Origin of the sequence: Paenibacillus pectinilyticus (assembly GCF_001700435.1) — a bacterium.
Lineage (GTDB): Bacteria > Bacillota > Bacilli > Paenibacillales > NBRC-103111 > Paenibacillus_E > Paenibacillus_E pectinilyticus.
Window position 1 is genome coordinate 18,429 of sequence record NZ_LYPC01000020.1, and the last position, 26,694, is coordinate 45,122.

The 26,694-nt window shown below is 45.6% G+C and carries 22 protein-coding genes and 1 pseudogene; 19 read left to right on the plus strand and 4 right to left on the minus strand.

The genetic code is table 11. From position 1 onward, the window contains the following. Nucleotides 1–27: 27 nt before the first annotated feature. The 15 genes and pseudogenes from A8709_RS13985 (at nt 28) to A8709_RS14055 (ending at nt 17,534) form a co-directional block, all read left to right on the plus strand. A complete protein-coding gene (locus A8709_RS13985) occupies nt 28–1,758 on the plus strand; it encodes a GspE/PulE family protein (RefSeq protein WP_065852997.1) in 1,731 nt (576 codons plus the stop codon). A 43-nt stretch (nt 1,759–1,801) separates the two neighbouring features. Beyond that, a complete protein-coding gene (locus A8709_RS13990) occupies nt 1,802–3,013 on the plus strand; it encodes a type II secretion system F family protein (protein WP_244163188.1) in 1,212 nt (403 codons plus the stop codon). 147 nt (nt 3,014–3,160) lie between these two features. Further along, complete coding sequence (locus A8709_RS13995) at nt 3,161–3,691, plus strand: prepilin-type N-terminal cleavage/methylation domain-containing protein (RefSeq protein ID WP_244163189.1); 531 nt, start codon at nt 3,161–3,163, stop codon at nt 3,689–3,691. A gap of 74 nt (nt 3,692–3,765) precedes the next feature. Continuing rightward, nucleotides 3,766–4,764: a type IV pilus biogenesis protein PilM gene (pilM, locus tag A8709_RS14000; RefSeq protein ID WP_065852998.1), complete on the plus strand. Its 999-nt coding sequence runs from the start codon at nt 3,766–3,768 to the stop codon at nt 4,762–4,764. 6 nt (nt 4,765–4,770) lie between these two features. Then, nucleotides 4,771–5,382: a PilN domain-containing protein gene (locus A8709_RS14005; protein ID WP_065852999.1), complete on the plus strand. Its 612-nt coding sequence runs from the start codon at nt 4,771–4,773 to the stop codon at nt 5,380–5,382. Between the two features lie 8 nt (nt 5,383–5,390). Continuing rightward, nucleotides 5,391–6,113: a hypothetical protein gene (locus tag A8709_RS14010; protein ID WP_065853000.1), complete on the plus strand. Its 723-nt coding sequence runs from the start codon at nt 5,391–5,393 to the stop codon at nt 6,111–6,113. A 30-nt stretch (nt 6,114–6,143) separates the two neighbouring features. Further along, nucleotides 6,144–7,214, plus strand: a complete 1,071-nt coding sequence (locus tag A8709_RS14015) for a type IV pilus twitching motility protein PilT (RefSeq protein ID WP_279615863.1) — start codon at nt 6,144–6,146, stop codon at nt 7,212–7,214. Continuing rightward, complete coding sequence (locus A8709_RS14020) at nt 7,215–8,414, plus strand: S-layer homology domain-containing protein (RefSeq protein WP_065853001.1); 1,200 nt, start codon at nt 7,215–7,217, stop codon at nt 8,412–8,414. It begins immediately after the preceding gene. Nucleotides 8,415–8,430: 16 nt separating this feature from the next. Further along, a complete protein-coding gene (locus tag A8709_RS14025) occupies nt 8,431–10,809 on the plus strand; it encodes a vWA domain-containing protein (protein ID WP_065853002.1) in 2,379 nt (792 codons plus the stop codon). 35 nt (nt 10,810–10,844) lie between these two features. Further along, a complete protein-coding gene (locus A8709_RS14030; RefSeq protein WP_065853003.1) occupies nt 10,845–11,375 on the plus strand; it encodes a type IV pilus modification PilV family protein in 531 nt (176 codons plus the stop codon). 6 nt (nt 11,376–11,381) lie between these two features. Then, entirely contained in the window at nt 11,382–11,921 is a 540-nt protein-coding gene (locus A8709_RS14035) for a PulJ/GspJ family protein (RefSeq protein WP_065853004.1), read from the plus strand. A gap of 26 nt (nt 11,922–11,947) precedes the next feature. Further along, a complete protein-coding gene (locus tag A8709_RS14040) occupies nt 11,948–13,831 on the plus strand; it encodes a hypothetical protein (protein WP_065853005.1) in 1,884 nt (627 codons plus the stop codon). A 35-nt stretch (nt 13,832–13,866) separates the two neighbouring features. Beyond that, nucleotides 13,867–14,217: pseudogene (locus A8709_RS35130) on the plus strand (response regulator); the annotation flags it as partial. Between the two features lie 1,243 nt (nt 14,218–15,460). Continuing rightward, nucleotides 15,461–16,240, plus strand: coding sequence for a prepilin peptidase (locus A8709_RS14050; protein WP_065853007.1), 780 nt, complete (start codon nt 15,461–15,463; stop codon nt 16,238–16,240). 34 nt (nt 16,241–16,274) lie between these two features. Next, nucleotides 16,275–17,534, plus strand: a complete 1,260-nt coding sequence (locus A8709_RS14055; protein ID WP_065853008.1) for a methyl-accepting chemotaxis protein — start codon at nt 16,275–16,277, stop codon at nt 17,532–17,534. On the opposite strand, the gene A8709_RS14060 is transcribed toward A8709_RS14055, so the two are convergent. The 4 genes from A8709_RS14060 to A8709_RS14075 form a co-directional block, all read right to left on the minus strand. Beyond that, the gene (locus tag A8709_RS14060) at nt 17,516–17,827 is read right to left on the minus strand and encodes a DUF5658 family protein (RefSeq protein WP_065853009.1); all 312 of its coding nucleotides are present in this window, start codon (nt 17,825–17,827) and stop codon (nt 17,516–17,518) included. The genes A8709_RS14055 and A8709_RS14060 overlap by 19 nt on opposite strands. A gap of 40 nt (nt 17,828–17,867) precedes the next feature. Next, nucleotides 17,868–18,761: a LysR family transcriptional regulator gene (locus A8709_RS14065; protein WP_065853010.1), complete on the minus strand. Its 894-nt coding sequence runs from the start codon at nt 18,759–18,761 to the stop codon at nt 17,868–17,870. A 148-nt stretch (nt 18,762–18,909) separates the two neighbouring features. After that, the gene (gene fhuB, locus A8709_RS14070; protein ID WP_065853357.1) at nt 18,910–20,955 is read right to left on the minus strand and encodes a Fe(3+)-hydroxamate ABC transporter permease FhuB; all 2,046 of its coding nucleotides are present in this window, start codon (nt 20,953–20,955) and stop codon (nt 18,910–18,912) included. An 11-nt stretch (nt 20,956–20,966) separates the two neighbouring features. Further along, a complete protein-coding gene (locus A8709_RS14075; RefSeq protein WP_341833425.1) occupies nt 20,967–21,989 on the minus strand; it encodes an ABC transporter substrate-binding protein in 1,023 nt (340 codons plus the stop codon). 240 nt (nt 21,990–22,229) lie between these two features. On the opposite strand from A8709_RS14075, the gene leuC reads away from it, so the two are divergent. From leuC to A8709_RS14095, 4 genes are all read left to right on the plus strand, one after another. Beyond that, nucleotides 22,230–23,651, plus strand: coding sequence for a 3-isopropylmalate dehydratase large subunit (gene leuC / locus A8709_RS14080; protein ID WP_065853011.1), 1,422 nt, complete (start codon nt 22,230–22,232; stop codon nt 23,649–23,651). Nucleotides 23,652–23,722: 71 nt separating this feature from the next. Continuing rightward, on the plus strand, nt 23,723–24,328 hold the full coding sequence (gene leuD, locus A8709_RS14085) for a 3-isopropylmalate dehydratase small subunit (protein WP_065853012.1): 606 nt from the start codon (nt 23,723–23,725) through the stop codon (nt 24,326–24,328). 257 nt (nt 24,329–24,585) lie between these two features. Then, on the plus strand, nt 24,586–26,028 hold the full coding sequence (locus tag A8709_RS14090; RefSeq protein WP_065853013.1) for an N-acetylmuramoyl-L-alanine amidase family protein: 1,443 nt from the start codon (nt 24,586–24,588) through the stop codon (nt 26,026–26,028). 69 nt (nt 26,029–26,097) lie between these two features. Continuing rightward, entirely contained in the window at nt 26,098–26,688 is a 591-nt protein-coding gene (locus tag A8709_RS14095) for a GerMN domain-containing protein (protein ID WP_065853014.1), read from the plus strand. The last annotated feature ends 6 nt before the right edge of the window (nt 26,689–26,694 follow it).

Here is a 26,694-nt window from a genome sequence, read left to right on the forward strand (position 1 = left end):
GCTATCAACAGAAGGGAGGACCCCCCAATGCGCATTGGTGAACTTTTTGTCATGAACGGACTCATCACGGAGGACCAGCTGGAAGAAGGGCTGAAGCAGCAAGTGCACACCCGGAAGAAAATCGGTGAGATTCTAATTGATAAAGGGTTGATAACGGAGAGGCAACTGGTCGAAGTACTTGAATTTCAACTCGGGTTTCCAGTTGTCAATATGTTTGAGACACATCTTGATATGCAAACGGTGCAATTAATACCCGAAACGCTTGCAAGAAAGCATTGTGTCATTCCGATCGAACGGAAGAATGGCAAAATTAAGGTGGCGATGGTTGATCCGCTAAACTATGGTGCCATTGAAGAAATTCGTATGGCAACGAATATGAGCGTACAGCCGGTCATTGCGATTCGCTCAGAAGTCGAGCAGGCCATTACCAAAAACTACGGAATGAAAGAATCCGTTGACGAGCTGATGGTCGATTTGGATAAAATCGAAATCAAAGACGAAGAGTCGGAGGCGAATGATCAAGGTTCACCGATCGTCAAGCTGGTGAATCAGATTATTCAATCCGCTGTGCAGCAGAGGGCGTCCGATATTCATGTTGATCCACAGGAGAAGCAATTGATCGTGAAGTACCGGATTGACGGTGTCCTTCGGACGGAGAAAGCACTGCCCAAGCATATGCAGGGCGTGCTCACTGCAAGACTCAAAATCATTGCGAAGCTGAACATCGCGGAACGAAGACTTCCACAGGATGGACGTATTCAGATGCAAGTGGATAACCGCAGGATTGATATCCGGGTTTCGACTTTGCCGACGGTGCACGGTGAAAGTATTGTTCTACGGATTTTAGACCAATCGGCAGGGGTAAAGAAGATAGCCGATTTAGGACTCAGTGAAGCGAACCTGGTGAAATTCGACAAAATGATTCAAAAGCCGAATGGCATTATGCTCATCTCGGGCCCTACAGGAAGCGGGAAAACGTCAACATTGTATTCAGCGCTTGGTCAATTAAATGGGGATGATGTGAAAATCATTACCGTTGAAGATCCTGTCGAGTATCGTATGAACGGCGTTACACAAGTTCAAGTGAACTCGCAGATAGGCTTAACGTTCGCTTCAGGCTTGCGGTCCATCCTACGGCAAGATCCGAATATCGTCATGGTCGGGGAGGTCCGTGATGCGGAAACAGCTGAAATTGCTGTGCGTGCTTCACTGACAGGGCATTTGGTATTAAGCACGATCCATACGAACAGTGCAGTCAGCACAATCAGCCGACTTGTCGATATGGGAATCGATTCGTACCTCATTGCTTCTTCAGTGTCTTGCATTGTAGCGCAACGCCTTGTACGCCGGGTGTGCCGGGAATGTGCTGCACAAGTACCAGCAAGAGAAGATGAAATTAAGTTCTTATCCACCCATGGGCTGCTGAGCAGTCAAGAGCAGCAACTCGCAGGTACAGGCACAGGAGTCGTCGTACCGATAACGGCTCCAAAGACGACAGATAAACCGGTTATGGTGACCAGAGGCCGGGGCTGTGGAACATGTAATAAAACGGGCTACCGAGGTCGAATTGCTGTACATGAAGTACTCGTTGTCGATGAGGCTTTGCGCAGCTTGATTGTACAGAATAGACCCGTAAGTGAGTTAGAACAGCATCTGACGAAGCATGGGTTCAAGAATATGCTTTACGATGGCCTGCTCAAGATTCGGCAAGGGAATACCACGATTGAGGAAGTGTTAAAAGCGGTAGCAGACGAGTAATGGCTTAAGAAATGTCCACATGAGAATGGGGGTGAACAATAACTTGGCTAACTTTACGTATGAGGCCGTGAATGAGAGCGGCAAGAAGATGAAGGGAATGCTGAAAGCCCAGAACAAGCAGCTTGCTATTACGGAGCTTCGCGGTCGTGGAATGACGATCCGCAGCATTCAGGAGAAGCGGGCAGGGACCATGGATCTGGAGATTCATATTGGACGCGCGGTGAAGTTAGAGGATTTCGTTATCTTCTGTCGGCAATTCGCCACTTTAATCCGTGCCGGTATTCAAATTGATCAATCCGTTACGATTCTTGAGGATCAATCGACCTCCAAGTATTTGAAAGCGGCTTTGGGCGATATCTCTGAGCAAATCCGCAGTGGACATGCTTTATCGAAGGGGATGAGTGAACATCCGAAAGTATTTCCCGCCATGTTCGTCAATATGATCTCATCAGGTGAAACGGGCGGGAACTTGGACGAGGTTCTGGATCGGATGGCTGAGCATTATGAGAAGGAGCACAAAACGGTTCAAAAGGTGAAATCAGCGATGACGTATCCGATTGTTGTCCTGATCATTGCGATAGGCGTTGTTATTTTTCTCTTATTGAAAATTGTCCCGACCTTCGCTGATATGTTCCTCGAGCAAGGCTCGCAGCTGCCCCTGATTACCCGGTTTGTTATGAGTTCAAGCGATGCGATCGTCCATTATTGGTGGATGTTCTTAGTTGGGTTAATCGGCGTTATCGTCTTGTATCGAAGTTTTGCAGCTGGGGAAGAGGGGAAGTTCTGGATTGATACGATCAAGTTCAAGATCCCTGTCTTCGGTATTATTCTGAAAAAGGCTGCGGTTGCCCGTATGGCGCGCACGATGTCCTCGCTGTTCGTCAGTGCTGTGCCTGTTCTACAGGCACTTGATGTAACTGAGAAGGTCGTTGGCAATCGCGTAATTGCCAAAGTGCTTCGCGAAGCCAAAGACAGCTTGCAGCAAGGGAAGATGCTGTCGGAGCCGATCCAGAAAAGCGGGATTTTTCCCAAGATGGTTGTACAAATGCTGATCATTGGTGAGGAAACAGGGCAAGTCGATAATATGTTGGCGAAAATTGCAGATTTCTTCGAGGCAGACGTAGATCAGAGTGTAGATCGATTAAAGGCGGTGATTGAACCTCTTATGCTGCTGTTTGTTTCTAGTATTGTCGGAGTCATCGTGGCGGCGATCATGAGTCCGATGTTCAAAATGTACGATAATTTCCTGAATTAATGCCAACCATTAAAGTCAAATTAGCTTGAAGGGAGGTGATAGACAAACATGTCGCCGGTTTTATCAGCAACACAACATAACGTAAGGCAAGATTGGCAAGAGCACGTACATAATCAAAACCAAACTAAACCTAGAGGTGGGAATGCTATGAACGAATTGGCACTGGACAACAACAACAAATGGATGAAATTCCGTTTACCGAAAATTTCTTTGAAAGAGTTGAACAAGAACCAAAAAGGGTTAACGTTGATCGAGTTACTCGCTGTTATCGTCATTATCGCCATTATTGCAGCGATTGCGATTCCATCCATTGGTGGCATTCTGAAGAATACACGCGTTAGCGCTCATAAATCAAATGCACATATGTTCATTGATGCAACTAGAACGATGATTACTGGAGAAGGATTAACACCGAATGCAACTAAAAATTCATGGTCTCTGAAAGAACTTCACGATGGCGGCTTCCTAGAAACAGTGCCAAAAGATCCATCTAACAAAACACAAACGTACGATGAGGATGCTACAAAGGTTACTGTTGCACCAGATGCAACAACTGGAAATTTCGAGTATACCATTACAATCGTTGGTAAGAATGCTGTTACGCACATCACTGCCATTAAAGAAGCGGGCATTGATGACCTTAAATTCGGTACAACTGCAGCCGACGTTCAAGAGTAATTCATTCCAAGTGCGCGCTGTCCTCGGGCGGCGCGCCCATTTATAGTCATGCATAACCGAGAGGGGTTACCGCAATGTTTGCAAAGAAAACGAGCAAGTATACATACGGCATGCAAATTTCGGATACAGAAGCGAAGCTAGTTGAGATTATGAACGTGAATGGGCAGGTTACCCTGACACAGCGTCACTCCATTGCGCTGGATAGAGGCAGTATTAAACATGGAAAATTCGTGGATGAAGATTCGGTCATTGGTCGTATTTCTACCTTGGTCAAGCAAATTGGCTTGCAAGGAGCACCTATCAATGTAACGGTACCCCTATCTAATGTGGTGCTTCGTAAATCGATCTTCACCTCCTTAAAAGATAAAGCTTTACGCAACATGATCGATGTGGAATTGCATGGCGGGCAACAACTGCCTTTCAAGAATCCTGTCTTTGACTTCGTCCGACTTGGTGCACCCAAAGATGAAGCCGCAGTTTCGACAGAAGGTGTCTTGAAATCATCTAAAGCTTCATCGCAAGAAGAAGTACTGATCTTCGCAACGCCAGGCGAGGTCGTTGAAAGCTATGCGCACGTTGTGAAGCAATCGGGGCTTGTACCTGTGTCCGTTGATCTGGCGCCACTGGCGCTGCACCGCATGCTGGTACGCCATACACGCGTAACCAATTCCGCGATGAAGGATCGATTCATGCTGCTGCATGTCGAGCCAGATCATGCGGATATCAGCATATTCGTGGATGGTATTCCTGTATTTTTCCGTTCGATTCAGATTAATACAAGCTTCTTCTTAGATACAGGCACGGACCAGCTTGCTGCTTATGGCCGCAACTTGTCGATGGAACTGGGTCGCGTCCTGAATTATTTCCAATATACGGTTTCTACGGACCAGAAACATATTGAGCTTGTCTATCTGGTAGGGGCACATGACTGGATTACGGCGCTTCCCGAGCACTTGGAGAGTGCTTTTACAGGTGAAATTACCTCATTTCCACTTCAGTCGATTCTGAAAGATGAAGATACAACCTGTCATGCCTTTGCGGTTCCCGTTGGGCTGGCGATGAAAGGGGCTTAAGGCACGATGAGTACAGCCGTTCAGAAGCTTCAGTCTATTGAAATTAACTTGTTACAGACGCGGCAAGATGAACAAACAGGAACAAGTCCAACGTTGAAATATGTGTTTATCGCTGCGCTTGTAGTCGTTGTAGGCGGCATGGGGTGGATGTATACAAGTGCGAAGTCAGATATTAAAAGCTCAAATAAAGCATTGGAACAAATCAATTTGCAAATCAAAGAAGGGCAATCGAAGCTGGCTAGTTCGCCTACAGCAGGTGCAGTAGCAGATTTCTTAGCACTGCCTAAGCAATTGAGTGCGAGCAAACCGCTTGCCACCGATGTATTGGATAAGCTTTCGGCCCTAATGCCGCTATCATCCAATCTAACCGCTCTCTCCTTCGGAGAAGGGAATAAGCTGAAAATAACAGGAAATTTCGCTTCCAGCGAGGATATTATTACATTCATGCAAGCAACGAAGGCTTCTGCCTCATTTACGTTACTTTCAACAAGCGGTATGACGAAGGTTGTGGCTGCGGCCGAGGATAAGAACGCACCTGTCGTGATTGATCCTCCATTACCCGTCATTCAAGCTACATTTGAACTGCAATACAAGACAGATACCAATAAGAAAGGGTGATCGAACGCATGAATTTATTAAGCTCTGTTAGAAATCAAATCATCGTGGCGGTCATCCTCGCATTGGCTCTCGTCATGGTCTATATCAATTTCGTTTCACCGTTACAAAATGAGAAGGAGTCGAAAGCGAAGCTTTTGACACAAAAGAAACAAGAGTTAGATGCCTTGAATAAACGGGCTACCGGTGGAAGTGCACTGGGAGCCGAGGAGCAAGTCAGCTTATCCAAAACACGCAGTCGCGTACCTGAGGTGCCTGATGTCGAAGGATTAATCCGCAATGTTCGCATGTTAGAAGTAATCACGAAGATGCCGCTTGCCAGCTATAATTTCGAAATTGGTAAAGCAGCTGATCTTGTAACTCCAGTGGCTTCTAGCACACCACAAACAAGTCCAGCTCCAGCTAGTGGAAGCGCGACAGCAACGACGGCTACGCAGCCTGCGGCTCCATCCTTGGCGATTCCGATTAAGCTGAATACCACAGCGAAAGGGGATTATGCCCAGATTCATCGATTTCTGGAGGAACTTCAAACGACGAATCGTTTGATGCAGGTCGATAAACTAACGTTTGCAGTGAAAAGTGGAGCGCCAGTAAAGCTAAATGCATTGAAACGTGAAATAACCGTCAATGTTTCTTTAGTTTCGTATTATGCACCTGGATTGCAAAAGTTTTTCAGTGCGCCACTGCCAGTTAGTTACACGAAGCCTTCAGGGAAGTCTAATCCACTATACTAAACCGGTTATGTACCTAAAGGAGGAAATACGATGAGTATGATGGCGCCATCGAATTCGGACACGTTATCACTGAAGGATTTACTGCGTGTTTCGTACGAATCGAAAGCTTCTGATTTACACATTAATGCAGGTACCGAGCCGCTCATGCGATTACACGGAAAGTTGATGAAGGTCGTTGATGCCGTTCTTTCACCTGAGGATACACACCGTATGGCACAAGAAATTTTAACGAAAGAGCAATACGAGACGTTATCTAAAAAAGGGGAAGTGGACTTTTCCTTCGAGCTTCCAGGCTTATCTCGTTATCGTGGCAACGTATTCAAGCAGAAACGTTGTATTAACATGGTATTTCGGGTGCTGTCAACGACCGTACCTTCGCTATTTAGCTTGCACCTGCCTGATCTAGTTCAAGAGTTTGCTCACAAACATCAAGGTCTAGTACTAGTAACAGGTCCTACAGGAAGCGGCAAATCGACAACGCTGGCGTCTATCATTGATTTCATAAATGAAACACAAAAGAAGCATATCATTACGCTGGAAGACCCGATTGAGTATATTCATCCTAGTAAAAATTGCCTTGTCGCTCAACGTGAAATTGGTATTGATACCTTAACCTTCTCGAACGGATTACGCGCAGCGCTTCGCCAAGATCCAGATGTAATTCTGGTTGGGGAAATGCGGGATTTAGAGACGATTAAAACAGCTATAACGGCTGCTGAGACGGGACATCTTGTTCTGGCGACGCTGCATACCCCTGATGCCCCCCAAACAGTCGATCGGATTATTGATGTGTTCCCAACAGAACAACAAAGACAGATTCGGGTACAGCTTGCCTCTGTGCTTATAAGCGTTTTGTCACAGCGGTTAGTACCGCGAATGGATGGCCGGGGTCGAGCCATGGCACTAGAAATATTAATCAATACACCTGCGGTTGCCAATTTAATTCGGCAAGAAAAGATTTATCAAATTAAATCCGTCATTCAAACGAACCGGCAAATCGGTATGCAAACGATGGTCTCCAGCTTGAAACAGCTAGTTGAAGAAGGCATCATTCACCGAGATGCGATCCGAGAATATGAGATGAGCTTAGGAGAGGATTAAATGAAGAAGAGAAAACACGCAATCGTTACGACATTACTGGTCTTATCCATACTATCGCCGTCAGCAATCTACGCGAGTGAGGTGCCAAGTGCCGCTGTTACGGCTATTCAACCCGCCAACCCTTTTACAGCGATACAAGGACTCGATTATGAGGCACGGAATGCGCAATACGACAAGATGAAGCTTTCTCCAAAAGGCTGGCAAGTTGGCATGATTATTTCTAAAGAGCCTTATGCTGTTGTGACACAAGTGGATGCGGCTGGTGCTCATGTGAAAATTTGGACGGGTGCACTAGCGCGTGATTACAATGATCTCCTCGTTTTCTGGGATGAAATCGGTGTAGATCAGGCGGGTGTTCTTGATTTCCATGCGACTGACGTCGAAGAGACGACACGCTCTTACTTTGAAAGCGCCTCCCAGGAAACGTATCGCGTGAAAGCTTATTTAGGAAAAGTACCTTGGGCCAACATTCCAACGGATGCAGAAGCAGCTCAGAACGGAGCAGCGAAAGTCACTTCCAATGGGCTCATCAATGTGTATGGCATCACTTTTCAAGACCCAGACCGTGCGATTTCGCCAACACTGGGTTCAGTGAAGAAATCTACAGATATTCCAGAAGCAGTACCTACCTTACGGACTTGGAAAACGACGAAAGTTAGCTCCGTACCTACCGATGCGGAGACGCATTGGGCCAAAGATGAGATCCTTGATCTTATGCAAAAATCCATCATCGATGGCTACGAAGATCACACGATTCGCCCTAACCGAACACTTTCCAAAGCAGAGTTTGTAACACTAGTTGTTAAGGCGTTAGGGATTGAACCCGTGAAAACACCTGTATCTGGTTATGAGGATATGCGCAGCCATTGGTCAACAGCCATGGTGGCCTCCGCCCAAGAGATGGGATTACTCGATCATAAGCCCGTTGATGTGAATTTTTCGCCAGATTTACCGATGAGCCGTATCGAAATGGTGGAACTTGTCGATCGTATTTTGCACAAGTATAACGTAAATCTTCAATTAGGCTCTGGCGATTTCAATGATATCGCAAGTTTAACGGATAACAATAAAGCAGCACTGCAGAACGTCATTCATGCTGGTATTGTAGGCGGCTATGAAGATGGATCGTTCAGACCGCAGGGTTCACTCACGCGAGCAGAAACTTTCAAGGTAATCTCGCGAATCATTCATTTGGTGTAGAAAGGAGTTCGTATCTATGCATTGGTTTGTAAAAACGAAAAAGAAAAGCGCAATCCTGTTAGCTGGGTTGTTGCTCACGAGCATGTTGCCTGCTGTCATCGGAACGAATCCAGCTTATGCGGCAGGAACAGATATTGGATGCTTGGCGATCAGTGGTACGGGAAATGTACCAGTAACGAGCGTGGAACGTAATCAATTGGTCACGATCAATTACTCGCTAGATCCGAATGGGACACATACAGTTACACAAACACGGGATGCGGTAGATATTGCGTTCGTTGCCGATATTTCGGGCAGTATGGACTACCATATGAACAAAAGTGACAGTAAAACTCCGATTCGTATTGATATTTTGAAGAGTGCATCCACAACGCTAACGAATAAGTTCAAAACGGTGAATATGGGTGACCGCCTGGGGCTTATTAAATTCAGTACATCTGCAACGAAAGTCCTTGATTTATCAACAAATTACACCAATGTTCAAACTGAAATTAATAAACTGACAGCAGGTGGAAGTACAAATATCGATGATGGTCTGGCGAAAGCGAAAACCATGCTGACAGCGAGTGGCACGAAGCCCGTGAAACAAATTATTTTGCTGACAGATGGTAAAGCCACTGTTTGGACCGATGAAGCGGACGGTAATAAGCAAAAAACAGGCGATGTTAGCGCAGCGAATGCCGCACGTGCAGATGCGGATGTTCTTGCTGGACTAGGGATCAAAGTATATACGATTGCCTTGGCGACGCCAGGTTCTGACGAAATTGATCTTGATTTGCTGCAGTATATCGCGAATAAGACAGGCGGAACGGCTTATCAAGCGAGCTCTGCGAGCCAGCTTTCATCGATTTTTGATAACATTGCCACTACAATCGAAGCACCAGCTCAGCTCAAAAATGTAACGCTTCGTCAACCGATTCCTGCCGGATTCGTCCTTGCGCCTGGCGAGAATGCATCGAATGTGACGTATGACACGACAACACATGAAGTTGTAGTCAATGTGGGAAATATTGATTTCCCGTTCGTGCAAGACAAAATCGATCTAGCTGTTAAGTTGATTCCTGATACAGCCGCAGGTGATTATCCTTTGCAAGATGCCAAGGTAACTTACCAAGATGCTTGCAGCACGAATCGACAGTTTAACATTAATTTTGGTACACAGCTCTCTGTTAGTATTCGTGTGGTTGATAAATATGGCAACGTGTATATCGGCAATAGTGCAGGTGAAGTACAGCGTCTACGTAACAGCGATAAACAAAAACAATGGACAATTAAGAATAAGAGCATGGCAGTTTCTGACATTCGGTTCGTTGACCCTGATCTTCATTCGGTTGTGCGGATCGACTACAAAGATGGTACGACAGATCAGTGGGACTTAAAGCCATCGGCTCCAGCGAGTTATGAATTGGTTGATGGAAATGGTAAGCCTATCAATGAAAATGGTTGGCATATGGGTCCGGGAACGCTTCGTTCTGTATCTGGTTCCGGCACACAGCTGCCAGCTTCAACAGTCTATGCCAACGATGATTTCAAAGACGGCTATATTGCAGGCTACGAGAATTCCGTGGATAACGGTACTTGGAAAGCGCAAACCGCAGCAGGTGTTGCGATTCCCGATGGGAATGGTGTGAATTTCAAGACACGTGCTTTCACGAATGCCATTAGCGGCAGTGCATCGATCCCCATTGCAGGGGCAGTGGCAACAGGGAATGTCTCTTTAGATAGTACCGGCCCGATGATTAGTTGGAGCAGCTCCATCATTAATCCGACGGATGACGGTATCATTTACATCACAGCAACGGATAATTTGAGTCCAGTGACAAGTGTTAAGGTTTGGTTCGATAATAAATCACTTTCGATTTCTTCTAGCTCATCTAAGATGCAGCGGAATGGGAATACCTATGCGTTTCGATTAAGTGATGTAACTGGCTTTGATACGATCGAGAAGCGTCAAGGCTGGCATCAAATTCAGTTGGAGGCAACGTCAATCGGAGGAACGACAACGACGGCGCAAGCGCCAGAGTATTTTGTCATTAATCCAGGCCCATCAGCTACGCTCAAAGGTGTGAATTATACCGCAGGCGATATCGCTGATAAACCGGTAAGTGTCGTTGTTGAAGATTTGAAACTACCTGTTGCGGATCGCGCTTTCGGCAGTCATCAAGAGAAAGGTTACACGTTGAAAGGGATGTATTACGTCATCAAACAAACCCCAACAACACCGGATGCAGGTGAATGGAAGCAATTAGCAGCGAAACGATTGACGGTAACGACCAAAACGAATACGACGTCTGGCACCTACTATGTATTCTTGAAACTAGTGGACAGTTCGAATATTGAAATGGTGCAACAACCACTGGTCATTCAATTCGACACGGAACAGAACAATAATTAGCAGCACAATCGGTGAGGTAGTGAGGAGGACTTACGGTGCGCCGGAATGAACGTCTGAAGCAAGACAGCCCGAATGAAGACGGCATGTCACTCGTAGAAATCTTGATTGCTGTGACGATTATGTCGATTATCAGCGTCACGCTGATGGGTTATTTTACATCGGCGGTTGATAAATCGGCGCAAGAGAGCCGGAAAATTATCGGCGCTAACCTAGCTCGTCTGAAAGCAGCGGAGCTGCGGGATTCTTTTAAAAACGGTTATGATGACACCATTGTTTCCCAGTTGACGAGCAGTCCGAAATTCTCGGGTGATTTATCCAGTAACGGGTCTGAGCTGATGAGAGGTCGACTCTCGTCAACGGAGATTAATGGCACAACGTATCACTATTTGGTTGAGCTCGATAAGAGCTCGGACCGCTTTGAACCATCAGACCCGTTTCGCAATGATGCGGACGCATATTTGGCTCAAATGTATGTGACGGTATACTGGTCAGGTCAAGAGTCACTTGATGTTCCATCAGCGAAATCATCAACGACACTCGATACGTATCTTATCAAAAGGTGGTAACGCCACATGGCGCGCAATGAGAAAGGGATGACCTTGATTGAGCTATTGGCAGCCATCTTGATCTTCGGTATGGTTGCCTCCATCCTGTACTCTTTTATGCTGATGGGCGTGTCCATGTATAAACGAGTCACGATGGAAACCCAGATGCGTAATCAAGGAGACGGGTTGTATAGTCAGATTATTTCGGAGTTGAAAGAAGCCGTTTATGTTCAGGATGAAGGCACGGATAAGAGAGTCATTCGCTATGCGAAGAAGTCGCAAGATCCCAAGGCCTATATCGACCTTTATGAAATGGAAGTGTTCCCAGAACCGAATGGCGGGGGCAAAATTGAAGTAAGAAAAGCGGGCAGCTCAGTAGTAGAACAGGTGTTCCAGCTAGGGGGCAAATTCACGATTCGTGAGGGCAGCTTGAGTGAAGCAAGTCAGAATCATGATCGTGTCCAAGTTACGCTAGAATATGCCAGAACCAATGCGGATCAGTATAAGCTTGCGGATAGCCCGAAACTTGTCATTAATTCGCAAATCCCACTATTTCGCAATGATTAAATGTAACGGATGGGAGGAGGTACCTTGTGCACGCCGTGAATGTAGACAACCATGACCTCCAACCGAGGATACCGAATGAAGAAGGTTCAGCACTAGTCATCGCTTTACTAGCCGTCGTGCTTATGACCATGATGGGACTGATTCTAATCAGTGTGCTGCGTGGCGGTGCGATTCAAGCAGCTACAACGGAGTCAAGTGTTCAGGCTGAAGCCATCGCTCAGAAGGGCTTGGATGACACACTTGCACAAATAAGAAGAGCAGTTGCCAATGGTGAATCGATTGGTGGCACCAACTATCGAAATCGTGTGCGTAATGTGGAAAATCAATTATCCTTAATGCTTCCTTTTATCGATAAGCAAGTGGGGAATGGTTCGAATCTGGAGGACGAGAATGGGGAAGTGATTGCAGCCAAAAAAGGAAAATATCAGATTGATATCCTCTCGGCCAAGACACTGAGTAATCCAGAATCGCAGGTTCGACCCGTAACCAATCCAGATTTCCCTTATGTGCGGAAGTTTACCATTCGTTCTCGCGGCATCATCGAAGGGAAGCCAGGGAAAACAGTGACAAAGCAGATGACGATCTATGTGTCTACAATCAACCCTGTTTTTCGGTATCCCGTCTCCTCAGGTGGTGACTTGATTCTTAATGGAACCCCAACGATTACGGGGGATCTTTATGTAGCGAACCATGTGCAGATACGCGATGAAGCTCTTTTTACAGGAACTTCTAGCGGTACGAATCGAACTAAATTTGGGATACAGACAGGACTTCCAGCAATCCGGGGCTTCATTCGTGTGAATGGGAGTGGCGATGCAACAACCTTTGGGAAGTTTAATTTAACCCATGCGGATGGAGTAACCGAGTTTCCACCGTTAACGGGAACAAGTGAAATCGTACAACCTTCCTATTTTACACCGCAATTCTTTCCGTTAGAAGATCCTACTCTTGATGCTGATGTGGATGTAGATGTACAAGGGTATGTTTCGAATAAAACGCAGATCGATATGACAGCTAAGCTTGCCGCATTAGGCGGGTATAAGGTGCCTGATCCGGATCTGTTGGAGGTCCCACTTTTTTATGATTTGAACAAAAGTACACTGTACAACGATCAATGGCTCACTGTGCAAGGTGGTGTCCAGGTCAAGGATTCGGCTTCAGCAACGGCGGATGCCGATGTATTCGTAAATAACGGAGTTCTTACCATGGAAAGTCAAGATTCCAAGCTTACTTTAACGAATGGCTCGCTCTATGTGAAAACGCCCGATCCCAATTTAGTTGCAGCTGATCTCAGAGGCAAGCTTTCCCTTCAAGCAGGGAAATTCGTGGCGGTAGATGGCAATGTCACGATGAATAACGGCTTTGAATTTCCACAAGGAAGTATGTATATCAAGGGAGATTTGAAAATCATTGGCGATATTAGGCTGCAGGGTACCGTATATGTCGATGGGAATGTTGAGCTGAAGGAAATGACCTCGATTAATAAAATGAGAGCAGGTGATACTGCACCTATTCCACTTATTGTTATTGCCTCGGGTGAAATCGTACTCGGTAATAACACGAATGCAGGAGACGAGGAGATTCGCGCATTCTTTTACACGAAGCAAGGCATTCGGCTGTATGGTGTTATCTCTAAATTGAATTTGACTGGCGGTATTCACGGTGGTGTGAACGGGGTTGAACTCAATGCTGTTCGCGGTGACTTGGTCGCAGGTGGGGGTAGTTCAGTCACCAGATATCAAGGAGCGTCCAACTGGAATAAGGATGTACCTGAAATTCAATTGAACAACAGCAAACCCTCCAGGCTGCAGATTTCCTATGACGATAACCTCTATGATATGCCGCCTGACGGCATTCCAACGACGGATCTTTTCAATGTATTCGTAAAGAATGTTCAATACATCAAGTAACGACAGATTAACCATTCTGGAAGGAGGTACCTTCAATGTCATTCCAAATTCTGGTCGTTGATGACACGAAGTTTATGCGGAAAATGCTGACTGATATTTTGAAGCAATACGGGCACGAGGTAGTCGGGGAAGCAGAAAATGGCAGGCAAGCCGTACAGAAGTACGAGGAGCTTCAGCCGGATATCGTGCTTATGGATATTACGATGCCCGAAATGGACGGAATTGAAGCGATGAAGGAAATTCGGCTTCTGAATCCCACGGCCGTTGTTCTCATTTGCTCGGCGATGAGCCAGCAAGATCTAATCTCAGATGCACTGAAAGCTGGCGCGAATGGCTATGTAATGAAACCGTTTAAACCGAATCGTGTGAACGAAATTGTACGTAAATATGGTGTTCCCCGGGTCATCGGCCATTTAATCCCGCAAGATATGCAGCGCTCTGAGGTTGTACATGCTGAACCTGAGGTTGTTGAGACGACACATGTGGAGGAAGAATTGGCATTTCAGGCTGCGGTTGCTGAAGGTGCTGCTGCACAAGCAGAAGCAATGAAAGCTGTGGATCAAGCTTTTTCAGAGCCTGAAGAGCTGCAACCTACAGAGCTGGATATGGAAGTGTTACATGAAGTGGAGTCTAGCACGGGATTAGACAACGGGTTTGGGAGTAAACTGGTCCCAGACGTTGCGCGAGAGCCTGAAGTCATTGAACTCCAAGCTTCTCTATCGGAACCTGAGATAAAGCCCTTCGTCGTTGAGGAGAAGAAAATAGCAGCTAAACCATCGCAGGTCGTCAATGCACTAGAAGTGTTGCTAGCTTTTGCAGAAGTAGCTGAATCGAAAGAAGCTGCTGCCTCGGAGCACAAGGAAGAGATCACAGTAACAACGAACTTGCCAAGTGAGGATCGCACTTTAGAAATGGAGCGGCTTGCGGCTGTTATGCAAGGGGATATGGATGAGGAATGGGAAATTAACCAGCTGGAAGCAGCTTCTGCGCGTGAGTACGGAGAAGCTGCTGAGGGAAAATCTGCCTCTGATGAACCCATCGAAGGGGTTGCCGTGGACATTGAACCTCCTCCTATTGAACTGAGTTTAGAGGAGCTTAATGAGATGACCTTAGAGATGTCATTCGAAGAACCAACGCAGGAAACGCAAGAAATCCAAGGGATGGAAGAAATACGAGAGATCCATGATATCCAAGAAATTCATGAAATCCAAGCTTCAGAACTTGAAATGCCTGAAGCCAACGAACAGGTTTCAGTAAATGCTTCAAACAGAACGCAACCATTTAAAGCTGTGAATGGCGGTAAGATCATTAACTTATTTAGGGGGATTGGACCGATGAAAAACTTCACTAGCAGTGTGATGTGTAATTGGAGTGAGGAAGTAAACAATGATATGACACAATACCTGGTGGTCTGTACAGAAGCTGAGAATAAGATCGAGATTGAAATGGCAGGAGCGAATGGCCAGAAGCAATCGATCACCGTTACGATTGAAAGCTTTAACCAGTTGGCTGCTTGGTTGCAGGTTCAACTAGGGACAGCGCCTGTGAGTAACCGAGAATATGCGAAAAAGGCTGATTTTTAGCAGGTAATAGGGAATTAAAGTAGAGACATCATGAGGGGGTTAGGCAATGGGATGGGAAGCATGGAGTTACACAGTCTTTTTATTCATCGTGGGTGCCTTGTTCGGATCTTTCTTTAATGTGGTGGGATTAAGGGTGCCGAAAGGATTATCTGTCGTAACTCCGCGATCCAGCTGTGGAAGTTGTGGGCGTCAGCTTAACGCGATTGACTTAATTCCTATTTTTGGATGGTTAATTCGAAAAGGAAGATGTCATACATGCAACGCGTCCATTTCTCCCGTCTATATGGTCGGTGAGTTGGTAGGTGGACTCTTATTCGCCGCACTTCCCTTCATGGTCTCACTCCATGAACTGTGGATTGCGTATCCGCTGGTGTCTGTGCTTCTCATTCTCACGGTGAGTGATTTGGCTTACATGCTGTTGCCTAACAAAATCATATACCCCGCGATGCTTCTGTTTACTGGATTACGATTGTTCGTACATCCTTTACCGATTTGGCAATATGCGTTGGGGTTTATGGTTGGTGGAGGAACGTTGATACTGATTTCCCTAGTAGCAACTTGGATGGGGAAGCCTGCTATGGGCTTTGGGGATATACGATTGATGGCGTTAGTTGGACTTGTCATGGGAATCAAGCTTGTGCTTTTGTGCATCTTTCTCTCGGCGCTGCTTGGCAGCGTCATCGGTGTGGCTCTAATCGCCTCAGGTAAGCTGGATCGGCGTTCACCTATTCCCTATGGTCCTTTCATCGCAGTTGCTGGTCTAGTCTGTTTTTGCTTCGGAGACCCATTGATGACGTGGTATATGGACCTCATCCTATGGCAGTAAAACAACATTTTTGCAAAAGAGAGGTCGATCCCTTATGAACTGGTTTCTAGCTCAATCCTTTCGTGCTAAGCTGCAGCTAGGCTACTATACCATCGTTGTCTTTTACACAATTATTATCCTGACACTGATGCTGACAGCAGACGTATCCATTATTTTTGCCTTATCATCTTCGCTTATTCTGATGGTGTTTAGCTTTCCTTATGTGCGTTTCTTAGAAAAAGCATTAACAGAGCCGATTGATAATGTGACCCGCGTTGCAATGAATATTGCCAAAGGTGATTTCACGCAAACGGTAGATGCTTCCTCGAAGGATGCATTAGGCGATATGGGTCGTTCTTTTAACGCGATGATCGTGAAATTGAAAGAGCTCTTGAATGAGACAGCTTCAATTTCCAAGCATGTGGCGGACTCCAGCCGTGATATTTATCATAAAAATGAAGGCATTAATACGATGATTGTTGAAGCAACGGGATCCGTCACGTCTCTTGCCGAGGGAGCTAATGAGATTTCATCTGGTGTATTCAAGAGCTTCTCTGTCGTAAAAGAAATCGAAACGAAAATCACAGATTATGTTGATTCGACACATGAAATGAATAATCGCTGCGGTCAAACCCTTGAATTAGTGAAAAAAGGGATGAGGGCCGTTGAAAGCCAATCCGAGAGTGTATCCCATATCGTACTAGCGACGAGTAATGTATCGGGCACCATTGATGATCTTGTCAAAGAAGCCGCAGGCATTAGCTCTATCACGCGTACCATTTCGGAGATTGCTGAACAAACGAATTTATTGTCATTGAATGCTTCCATTGAGGCAGCACGTGCCGGTGAACATGGTCGAGGCTTTTCCGTTGTCGCACAAGAAGTACGCAAGCTGGCGGAGGAATCATCGAAATCGGCAAAAGGTGTATTCCATATGGTACATAATATCGAAAATAATATTAAGATGGCTCAGAAAAATATTCAAATCAATGAAGAAATTGCCCGCAGGCAGACAGAATCCATTGAGGCTACTGAAAAGATTTTTGGTGAGATGGTTGAAAGCATTCAGTTCATTACACAGCGTATGAGTGAGTTTACTGGGGAAAGTCAGAAGATGTTGAATGCGGCGCAATTTATTACCGGTACGATGGAGAACATATCAGCGATTACGCAGCAATCCGCGGCGGGAACTGAACAGGTATCTACATCGATGGTGCAGCAGACACGTTCAGTAAAAGCAGTTGTTATTCAATCGGAACAAATGCTGCGCATGGTCACCCAATTGCAGCGTACAATTCAAATATTCAAGCTGTGAGAGAGGGAAGTTGAAATCCAGTACGTATGTAAAAGTAGGATCCCCATATAGACAACGGTAGAAAAGCGGAACAAATTGTTAATCAGCACGCGCTTGCCAACTTTCGTTGCGATAAAGAAAAGCGAGAGGGGGAGAATGATTTTAATCCCGTAAAAAGCAAGATAGCTGTGTTCATACAGGAACGCCATGATCGGATTGGCTTCACCAATTAACTGCATACGAAGTCCCATATCTGTTAAACCGGCATCCAACAAGCTTGCTATACATAGAAAAATGATTAGTGTTCGACTCACATGGATTCCCTCCTAATCGGGTATCGAGGTTATGTAGATTCTATTGAATCGTTTGCATAACCTCTTTCATTGTGGAAATAAACGCTTCCGCGGCTTTGGAAATATAGCGGCCTTTGCGATAAGCGATAACAAGCTTGCGCGTGGGGCGCCCCTCTAAAGTAACATTGACCGGAGAAAGCTGACTCAAGCTTCGCTTGGAAATTAAATATGGCACGAAAGCAATACCCATCCCTGCGGCAACCAACGACTGTACCGTTTCCATATTGCTCGATTCAAAGACGATGTTCGGAGTAAAACCAGCCTCCTGGCACAGGTCAAGTGTTAGTTTCCGGAATCCTTGTCCTTTTTTCAAGGCGATGAAGGCTTCCTTTTCTAACAGCGAGATTTGAATAGGCTCTTTGCTTCTAGCCAAAGGATGCAGCGGCGGAACAGCGAGAATAATTTCTTCCTCTAATAATGTCTCATAAACGAGAGATTCCTCGCGCAAAGGCAGTGACAGAAGTGAAATATCGGTCTGGCCATTCACAGTTAATGTTTCGAGATTGGAAGATGTTTCTTCCACAAGTGAAATTTCTATATCGGGATAAGCTGCTTGAAAGACGGGTACGACGAAGGGTAAAATGGTTGATCCTGTGATCGGCATACTGCCAATGACAAGTCGGCCTTTCTTCATTTGGGAAATGTCTTCCATTTCTTTCTTGAGTCCTTCAATCATATCGAGTATTTTTTGAGACTTCTCAACGAATAATGAACCCGCATGCGTGAGCTCAACGGAGTTGGTGCTTCTTTGAAAAAGGAGTACACCAAGCTCTTTCTCAAGCTTGGACAATTGCTGACTCAAAGACGGTTGGGCAATGTGAAGCTTCTCCGCCGCTCGTGAGAAATTTCGTTCTATGGCAATCTGGATGGCATATTGTAACTGACGTAATTCCATTCGAAGAAAAGACTCCTTTATAGTTAGCTTGAAGGCTATCATATCAAGCTTTAAGGGCTGAAACAAGATGGAACAAAGGAATATATAACCAGAAGGGCAGTGACGACTGGATTCATCCAGTTACACTGCCCTTTATGGGTATATTTGGCTATTTTCGCACCGTGCTTCTATACATTAAGAACAATAAATAGGGAGCACCAATCATCGCTACGATGATACCGGAGGGTATCTCTTTAGGAAGGAGTATCGTTTTTCCTATGATGTCAGCTCCCGTAAGTAATATTGCACCCAGAATAGCAGATAGTACTACGGATTTCTGATGATGCTGGCCTAAGAAAAGACGTACAGCGTGTGGGGCTAATAAGCCAATAAAGCTTATCGTACCCACAGATGCAACTGCAATTGCAGCAACTAGGACGCCTATTGTTGCCGTAAGGAGGCGAGTTTTCTGTAACTTTAAGCCTAGTCCGAGCGAGACATGATCACCGAAAGCCAATAAATCGACACGACGTCCGAGGAACCACGCACTAGGGATTAAAATAACCGTTGTAATGAGCAGTTGAACACATTCTTTCCAGCCTCTTGCGTAGGTGCTGCCGGCCAGCCAAGTTAGTGCTGGTGCTGCGCCAAGCTTTGATTGGATGATCAGAAACTGGATCACGGCCGAGCCAAGCGCCGAAATTGCGATGCCCACAAGAATTAAAACAACGGGATTGAGCCCCTTTTTCCAAGCCAGGGCGTAAACACTTCCAGCGGAAAGGAGTGCACCAATAATCGCTCCAACGGGCACCCAAGTGCCTGAAGAAGTGGGCCAGATCGTCAGCACCAGTAGTGCACCCATCCCAGCCCCTGAAGTGACACCAACGACTGAAGGGTCGGCAAGTGGGTTTCGCACGGCTCCCTGCATCATGGAGCCTGCGACAGCTAAGGAAGCGCCTGCAAGTGCTGCAACAAGAATACGTGGAAGACGCAAGTTTAGGATTACATGGCGAAACATCTCTTCGCCATGTCCGGTTAATACGGCAATAACCTCTGATAAGGGGATGCGCATGGCACCTGAAGTAAGACCGAATAGGAGCAAGAAAACTAGCGCAAGGGATGAGAATATGATAAGCAGTACATAAGGAAGTTTGGTGCCCACATAACCAACGCTCATGGAACTGCTCTCTCCGCTTGACTTCATGCGAGACCCGCGTAACGCGAGCCAGATCAACCACGGTGCGCCAAGCAATGCTGTGACAGAACCAGCGGGGAGCTCGCCGAGTGTACTGCGAAACATTTTGGCGATGGTATCTGCACCTAGTAAAACAACGGCCCCCCAAAGGGCGCTGCCTGGAATCAACCAACGATGCCGCTGTAAACCGATTAGACGGACAAGGTGAGGGGCAATGAGACCGATAAATCCGATCGGTCCAACCACACTTACCGTGACACCAGCGAGAAGAATAGCTGCGGCTAAAGCAATAAGACGAACAAGATTCACATTCTCGCCTAAAGAGACAGCTGTTTCTTCGCTAAGCGCAAGCATATCTAACTTTTGACTGAAGAGATACGCTAAAACAAGTCCAATGCAAATCCAAGGTAACGCATATTGAACACCATGCCAGTCATTCTGACCTAAGGCTCCTGATCCCCACATGAATAAACCGTTTGTCTCATTTTCAAACATGATTTGAAGACCGCTCGTGAAAGCCGATAGAACTAGCGTGACGATCATCCCTGCCAGTGCCATCCGAAGCGGTGAGCTTTTACGCCCACCAGACATGAAATAGGCCATGAGTGCGGCGCCGCAAGCACCAACTAGTGCAAGCAACAGAGCGTGATCGGACTTGAGGCTTGGAAAATAAACCGCCGCAAGGACAATCACGAAATATGCGCCTGCATTCAGTCCTAACGTGGATGCAGAAGCCAGCGGATTGCGTGTCACCGTTTGAAGAAGTGCGCCAGCGACTGCAAGCGCAGCGCCAGCTAACATGCCCATGACTGCGCGCGGCATGCGAAGCCCCCGCACCATCAGATGGTCGGGGGTATCTTGTGGAGACAGCAAGGCTTGAATCACCGTATGAACGGAGATGCTTGCTTCTCCTTGCGTGATGTTTGCGAAGAGCAGCAGGCAGAGTGCAATCAAGCCACCGCCGAACACAAGGAGTGTTTTCCACTCAATTAAAACGAAAAGATTTGTTTTCGATTTCATCGCAGGTTTGATCATTTCATTAAGGAAGTAGCCGCCAACTCAGCGAATACTTTGGCAGATAACGGCCCGCCGAATGTCCAAGTGTTGCCAGGCAATTTGAACGTCTTGTTTTCTTTTACGAAGGAAAGACCTTTCCAAACCGCATTGTCTTTCAATTGTTTTTCAAAGACATTATCCGCATCTTGAACAATGTAGAAGAAGTTCGCATTTTGAACAGCAGGCAGAGCTTCTACGGAAGCAGTTGAGAACCCATAAAGCTCAAATTTGCTGGATTTAAATACATTTTTCAAACCGATACGTTGCAAGATTTGTACGACCATGGAGTTGTCCGTGAACATACGAAGCTCTGCATTGTTTTGATTGCTGTATGCTTGCGTTAAAGCAAACTCGGCGCCATCTTTTTTCGCAGCTATTAATTTCGTTTTCAAATCTGCAAATGATTTATCAAGATCTGTAGTAACTTTGTCACCCTCAGCTTTCTTACCTGTTACATCAGCAATTGTCTTGAATGTCGTTAACATTCCTTCAAATTGATCGCCTTTTCCTTCAGCTGGATAGGATTCAAATACGATGGTTGGCGCGATTTTGGAAAGAGCCTCGTAATTTTTACTCGAACGCAAAGTGCTTGTTATAATCAAATCTGGTTTCAAACCTGTGATGGTTTCTAAATTAGGTTCTTGACGAGTTCCTACATCGACAACTGAAGCATCTAATGCTGGCTTTACATTTACCCAATTTTGATATCCTTTAATATCAGCTGCACCTACCGGTTGAATGCCGAGCGCAAGTACATCTTCGGTGTATGCCCATTCAAGGGTGACGACGCGTTTGGGCGTGCCTTTAATTGTAGTTGTACCTAAGGGATGCGTGATTGTTTTCACTGCGTCCGTAGCGGGTGTTGCAGCTGGCTGTACAGATGGTGCAGACGTTGAAGTAGAAGTCGTTGACGTAGAGGTCGTACTACCGCATGCTGAGGTAATGAGAAGTAACATAAGTGAAAGAGTAAAAGTAATTGTTTTATTAAAATATCGCACAGTAATCCCCCTGAATGTATGTAGTCATCTAACATTGTGGTAGCGATGGCCATTTCATTACCGACAAGGAGAATGATAATCATTATCAATTGTGATGTCAATGCTTATTTGCTTTTATAGGATTCAGCTATCAAGCTTATAGTTATTATATCTTGGAACTATGACGCGAATCGTGCTAAAGTACTGTATGAGGGTAAGACATTAGCAAACTAATGCGGATAATGACAAGAGGTGACTGGTATGAGTAAAAAGACAATGTTCGAGAAGATTTGGGATAATCACGTTATTAACCAGGAAGATGGCAAGCCTAGCGTTATTTATATTGATTTGCATTTAGTACATGAAGTAACTTCACCGCAAGCTTTCGAAGGACTTCGTTTGTCCGGTCGTCAAGTTCGTCGTCCAGATTTGACGTTCGCAACGATGGATCACAACGTACCTACGAAGGATCGTTTCAATATTACAGATCCTATTTCGAAGCAACAAATTGATACACTTTCCCAAAACTGTCGTGATTTCGGTGTCACGCTGTTCGATCTAGACAGCCTTGATCAAGGGGTTGTTCACGTTATGGGGCCTGAGCTTGGTCTTACACACCCAGGTAAAACCATCGTATGCGGCGACAGCCACACATCGACACATGGCGCATTCGGCGCACTTGCTTTCGGTATCGGAACGAGTGAAGTTGAGCACGTTATGGCGACTCAAACGCTTCAACAATCCAGAGCGAAATCCCTGGAAGTTCGCATTACAGGCAGTTTGAAACCAGGCGTAACAGCTAAGGACTTGATTCTTGGTGTGATCGCGAAATACGGCACAGACTTTGCTACAGGTTATGTAATTGAGTATACAGGCGAAGCGATTCGTGGACTTTCCATGGAAGAGCGTATGACCGTTTGTAACATGTCCATCGAAGGTGGAGCTCGTGCAGGTCTAATTGCTCCTGACGCAACGACATTTGAGTATCTACGTGGTCGTGAATATGTACCACAAGGCGCTGATTTTGACGAAGCCGTTGCTGAATGGTCCAATCTTGTGACTGACGATGGCGCTGAGTATGATTGGGTATTGGAATTCGACGCTGATACATTAATCCCGCAAGTGACCTGGGGAACAAGCCCTGGCATGGGGACAAGTGTTACTTCTTTGGTTCCAGATCCACAAAGCTTTGAAACAGAAAATGAACGTAAAGCTGCTGAAAAAGCGCTTGAATATATGGATTTAACACCAGGAACGCCTATGACTGAACTGAAAGTGGATTATGTCTTCATCGGTTCTTGTACAAATGGACGTATTGAAGATCTTCGTGCAGCTGCTAAGATTGCACAAGGATACACAGTAGATCCAAGCGTAACAGCAATTGTAGTTCCAGGTTCAGGCCGTGTTAAAATTCAAGCTGAGAAAGAAGGTTTGGACAAAATCTTCTCCGACGCTGGATTCGAATGGCGTGATGCAGGTTGCTCCATGTGTCTAGCGATGAACCCTGACGTTCTTCAACCAGGACAACGCTGCGCATCCACATCCAACCGTAACTTCGAAGGTCGTCAAGGCCGCGGTGGACGTACACATCTAGTATCCCCAGCAATGGCTGTAGCTGCAGCAATCAAAGGTCATTTCTATGACGTTCGTGATTGGGAAATCAAAGAATATCAACAAGCTTAATTAAGTATTATGGAAATCAATGTTTACGATGCTAGTTTTGCAATAGCGAAACTTTAAGGAGAATGAGAACTATGGAAGCTTTCAAACAACATACAGGATTAGTAGGCCCTGTAGACCGTGTAAACGTAGATACAGATGCAATTATCCCTAAACAATTTCTAAAAAGAATTGAGCGTTCTGGTTTTGGACAATTCCTTTTCTTCGAGTGGAGATGGGACGAAGCAGGCAACGTGATCGAGAACTTCCCGTTAAATCAAGAACGTTATCAAGGAGCTTCCGTTCTGATTTCCAGAGCGAACTTCGGTTGCGGATCCTCCCGTGAGCATGCGCCTTGGGCGATTCAAGATTTCGGTTTCCGCGTCATCATCGCGCCTTCCTATGCAGACATTTTCTACAACAACTGTTTCAAAAACAGCATTCTGCCAATCAAATTGTCGGAAGAGCAAGTTGAGGATTTGTTCCAACGCACAGCGAAGCACGAAGGTTACAAGTTGAATGTTGACCTTGAGAACAACAAGTTGACAGATGAGTACGGGCTTGAAATCAACTTTGATATCGATGAACACCGTCGTCAATTCTTGCTGCAAGGCTTGGATGACATTGGTTTGACACTTCAACATGAAGCGAAAATCACAGCATATGAGCAAGCGCACCAAAAGCGGTTAGCTTACAAATAAGCTTGACAAATTAAGCGTATCCCCAGCGGGGGATGCGCTTTTTTGTTGTTTTATCCCATGATTTTTATGGAGAAATCTTGCAACTTTTGGCAACTTGTTACGTCTAATAGGTTACTAGAATGTCGAAGGAATGGAGGTTGTGCTGTCAGGAATAAGACAATTTTGCTATAATATTAAAGATGCTGATAGATTGATAGGTGAGATTACATACGGTTTTGTTTACATCCCCTAATTCCGACATTACATAGAGGTGAATGATGAAATTTCCTGCATTTTGTTTGTTCTTGCTTATTTGTCTGCTGCTCATTCCAACAACGGCCCTTGGAGCTGAAGCTCCTAAAGCGATTACACTATTTATGAATGAAAAGCAGTTGGATTCCGTTGATGTTCAGCCGCGTATCGTGAATGGGAATACGATTGTTCCCCTGCGCATTATTGTCGAGCAAATTGGTGCTCTTGTGACATGGGACGAAGCATCCCGGAAGGTGACGATTACAAAAGATAAAACGAATATTCAACTTGTCATCGATAATACAACAGCACTTATTAATGGGAAAAAAGAAGCATTAGAAGTAGGTCCTAAGATCGAAAATGGGACAACCATGCTGCCACTGCGTTTCATTGGTGAAGTATTGGGTATTGAATTTAAATGGGATGGCGCAACGTCTTCGGTTCATATGTTCAAGGACAACGACTCTGATTCCAAGCCTGTAACAGGGCCTGTTGACGGTACTGATCCTACAGATAATACCTCCAACCCTGAAGTCAAACCACCTGACACGAAGCCAACTACCGGGTCTGGAAGTGGAACAGTAACGCCTGATCCATCTGTTCATCTGATAACATCCATTGTTCTATCCGAAACTGATTTAACCGTGACAGCGAAGGATGGCCCTTTAGAGCCTAAGGTTCTTACTTTATCGAATCCATCACGACTTGTATTTGATTTTCCGAATACGACGCTGGATGATTCATTGAAGAAATTACTTGTGAAAAATTCTGGCGAATTGCCTTCCAAGCAAACGCGTGTTTCCAAGGTGCGGTTTTCTAATTTCAACGCTAATCCTGCTACAGTGCGAATTATTTTGGATTTAAATACACCAACGGATTATCAAGTTCAGCCAACCAAGCTGCCCAATCAATGGAAGGCTACGCTTGGCGAACGGAAGTTAACGGTCGTCATTGATGCAGGACACGGAGATAACGATCCAGGAGCACTTTCCATTACTGGGAGACACGAGAAGGATTTTACACTTGCGACAGCGAAGAAGGTAGAGGCGTTACTTGCACAGGATAAGCGGATTCACGTCCTTATGACACGTTCGGATGACACCTTTATTCCACTGGATGACAGGGTTTCTTTTGCCAATAACATTGCGGCGGATCTCTTCTTATCGATCCATGGGAACAGCGCCAAAGCTACGGTATCGGGCACAGAAACGTATTACAACAGACCAGAAAGCTTAGCTTTTGCCAATGTTATTCATAAGTATGCTGTGCCAGCAACGGGCTTTGCTGACCGTAAAGTGCGTGAAGCTGACTATCGGGTAATCACCAAAACGACCATGCCTGCTGTCTTGCTTGAAGTTGGTTACTTATCCAATAAGAATGATGAAACCGCGATGTACAAAGACGCTTTTCAAGACAAAATAGCGGCAGCGCTCGTTACCGCCATTAAGGAATATTTGAACCTAAAATAACGATTGAAACCAAGAAGCGGACGCTACATAGACTAGTTAGGCTAAGCATCACGCTAAGGAGTGAATAAGATGACCAAAACAAGTCGCCTAGTTCAAGGAGCGCTTCTTGTAAGTGCCATCACGTTGTCGTTGACGGCTTGTGGCCAAAAAGTGCAATTTACCGGAGCGGCAGCACCGACTGCAACTCCGCAAGCTACAGCTACACCTGTTGCCACAGCACCAGTTCAAACCACTGCACCTAAGGCAACGACAGCGCCAATGAAACAACAACAGGTGAAGGCTTACTACAGTGATCAAGACGAAATGAAATTGATAGAAAAAGTGGTTACTGTCAGTATTCCTAAGGAGTCAGACGTGTATGAAGCTGCCCTGAAGGCACTTCAGAAGAGCGACGATCCCAAAGCAGTACCTTTGTTCGATGATCTCAAGTTCACGAGTGTGAAGTTTGATTCGGCGAAAGGGGAATTGAGATTGGATCTGGCTTTCGGTCCCAAAACGCAGTTGGGAGCACCGGGAGAAGATTTATTTTTACAAGCGTTAAAGAAAACCATGTTCCAATTTCCGGAAGTGAAATCATTATACGTACTCAGAGATGGCAAACAAGTAGATAGTTTAATGGGGCATTTAGAGCTGCCATATCCAATTAAACGACCTAACTAAATGGGA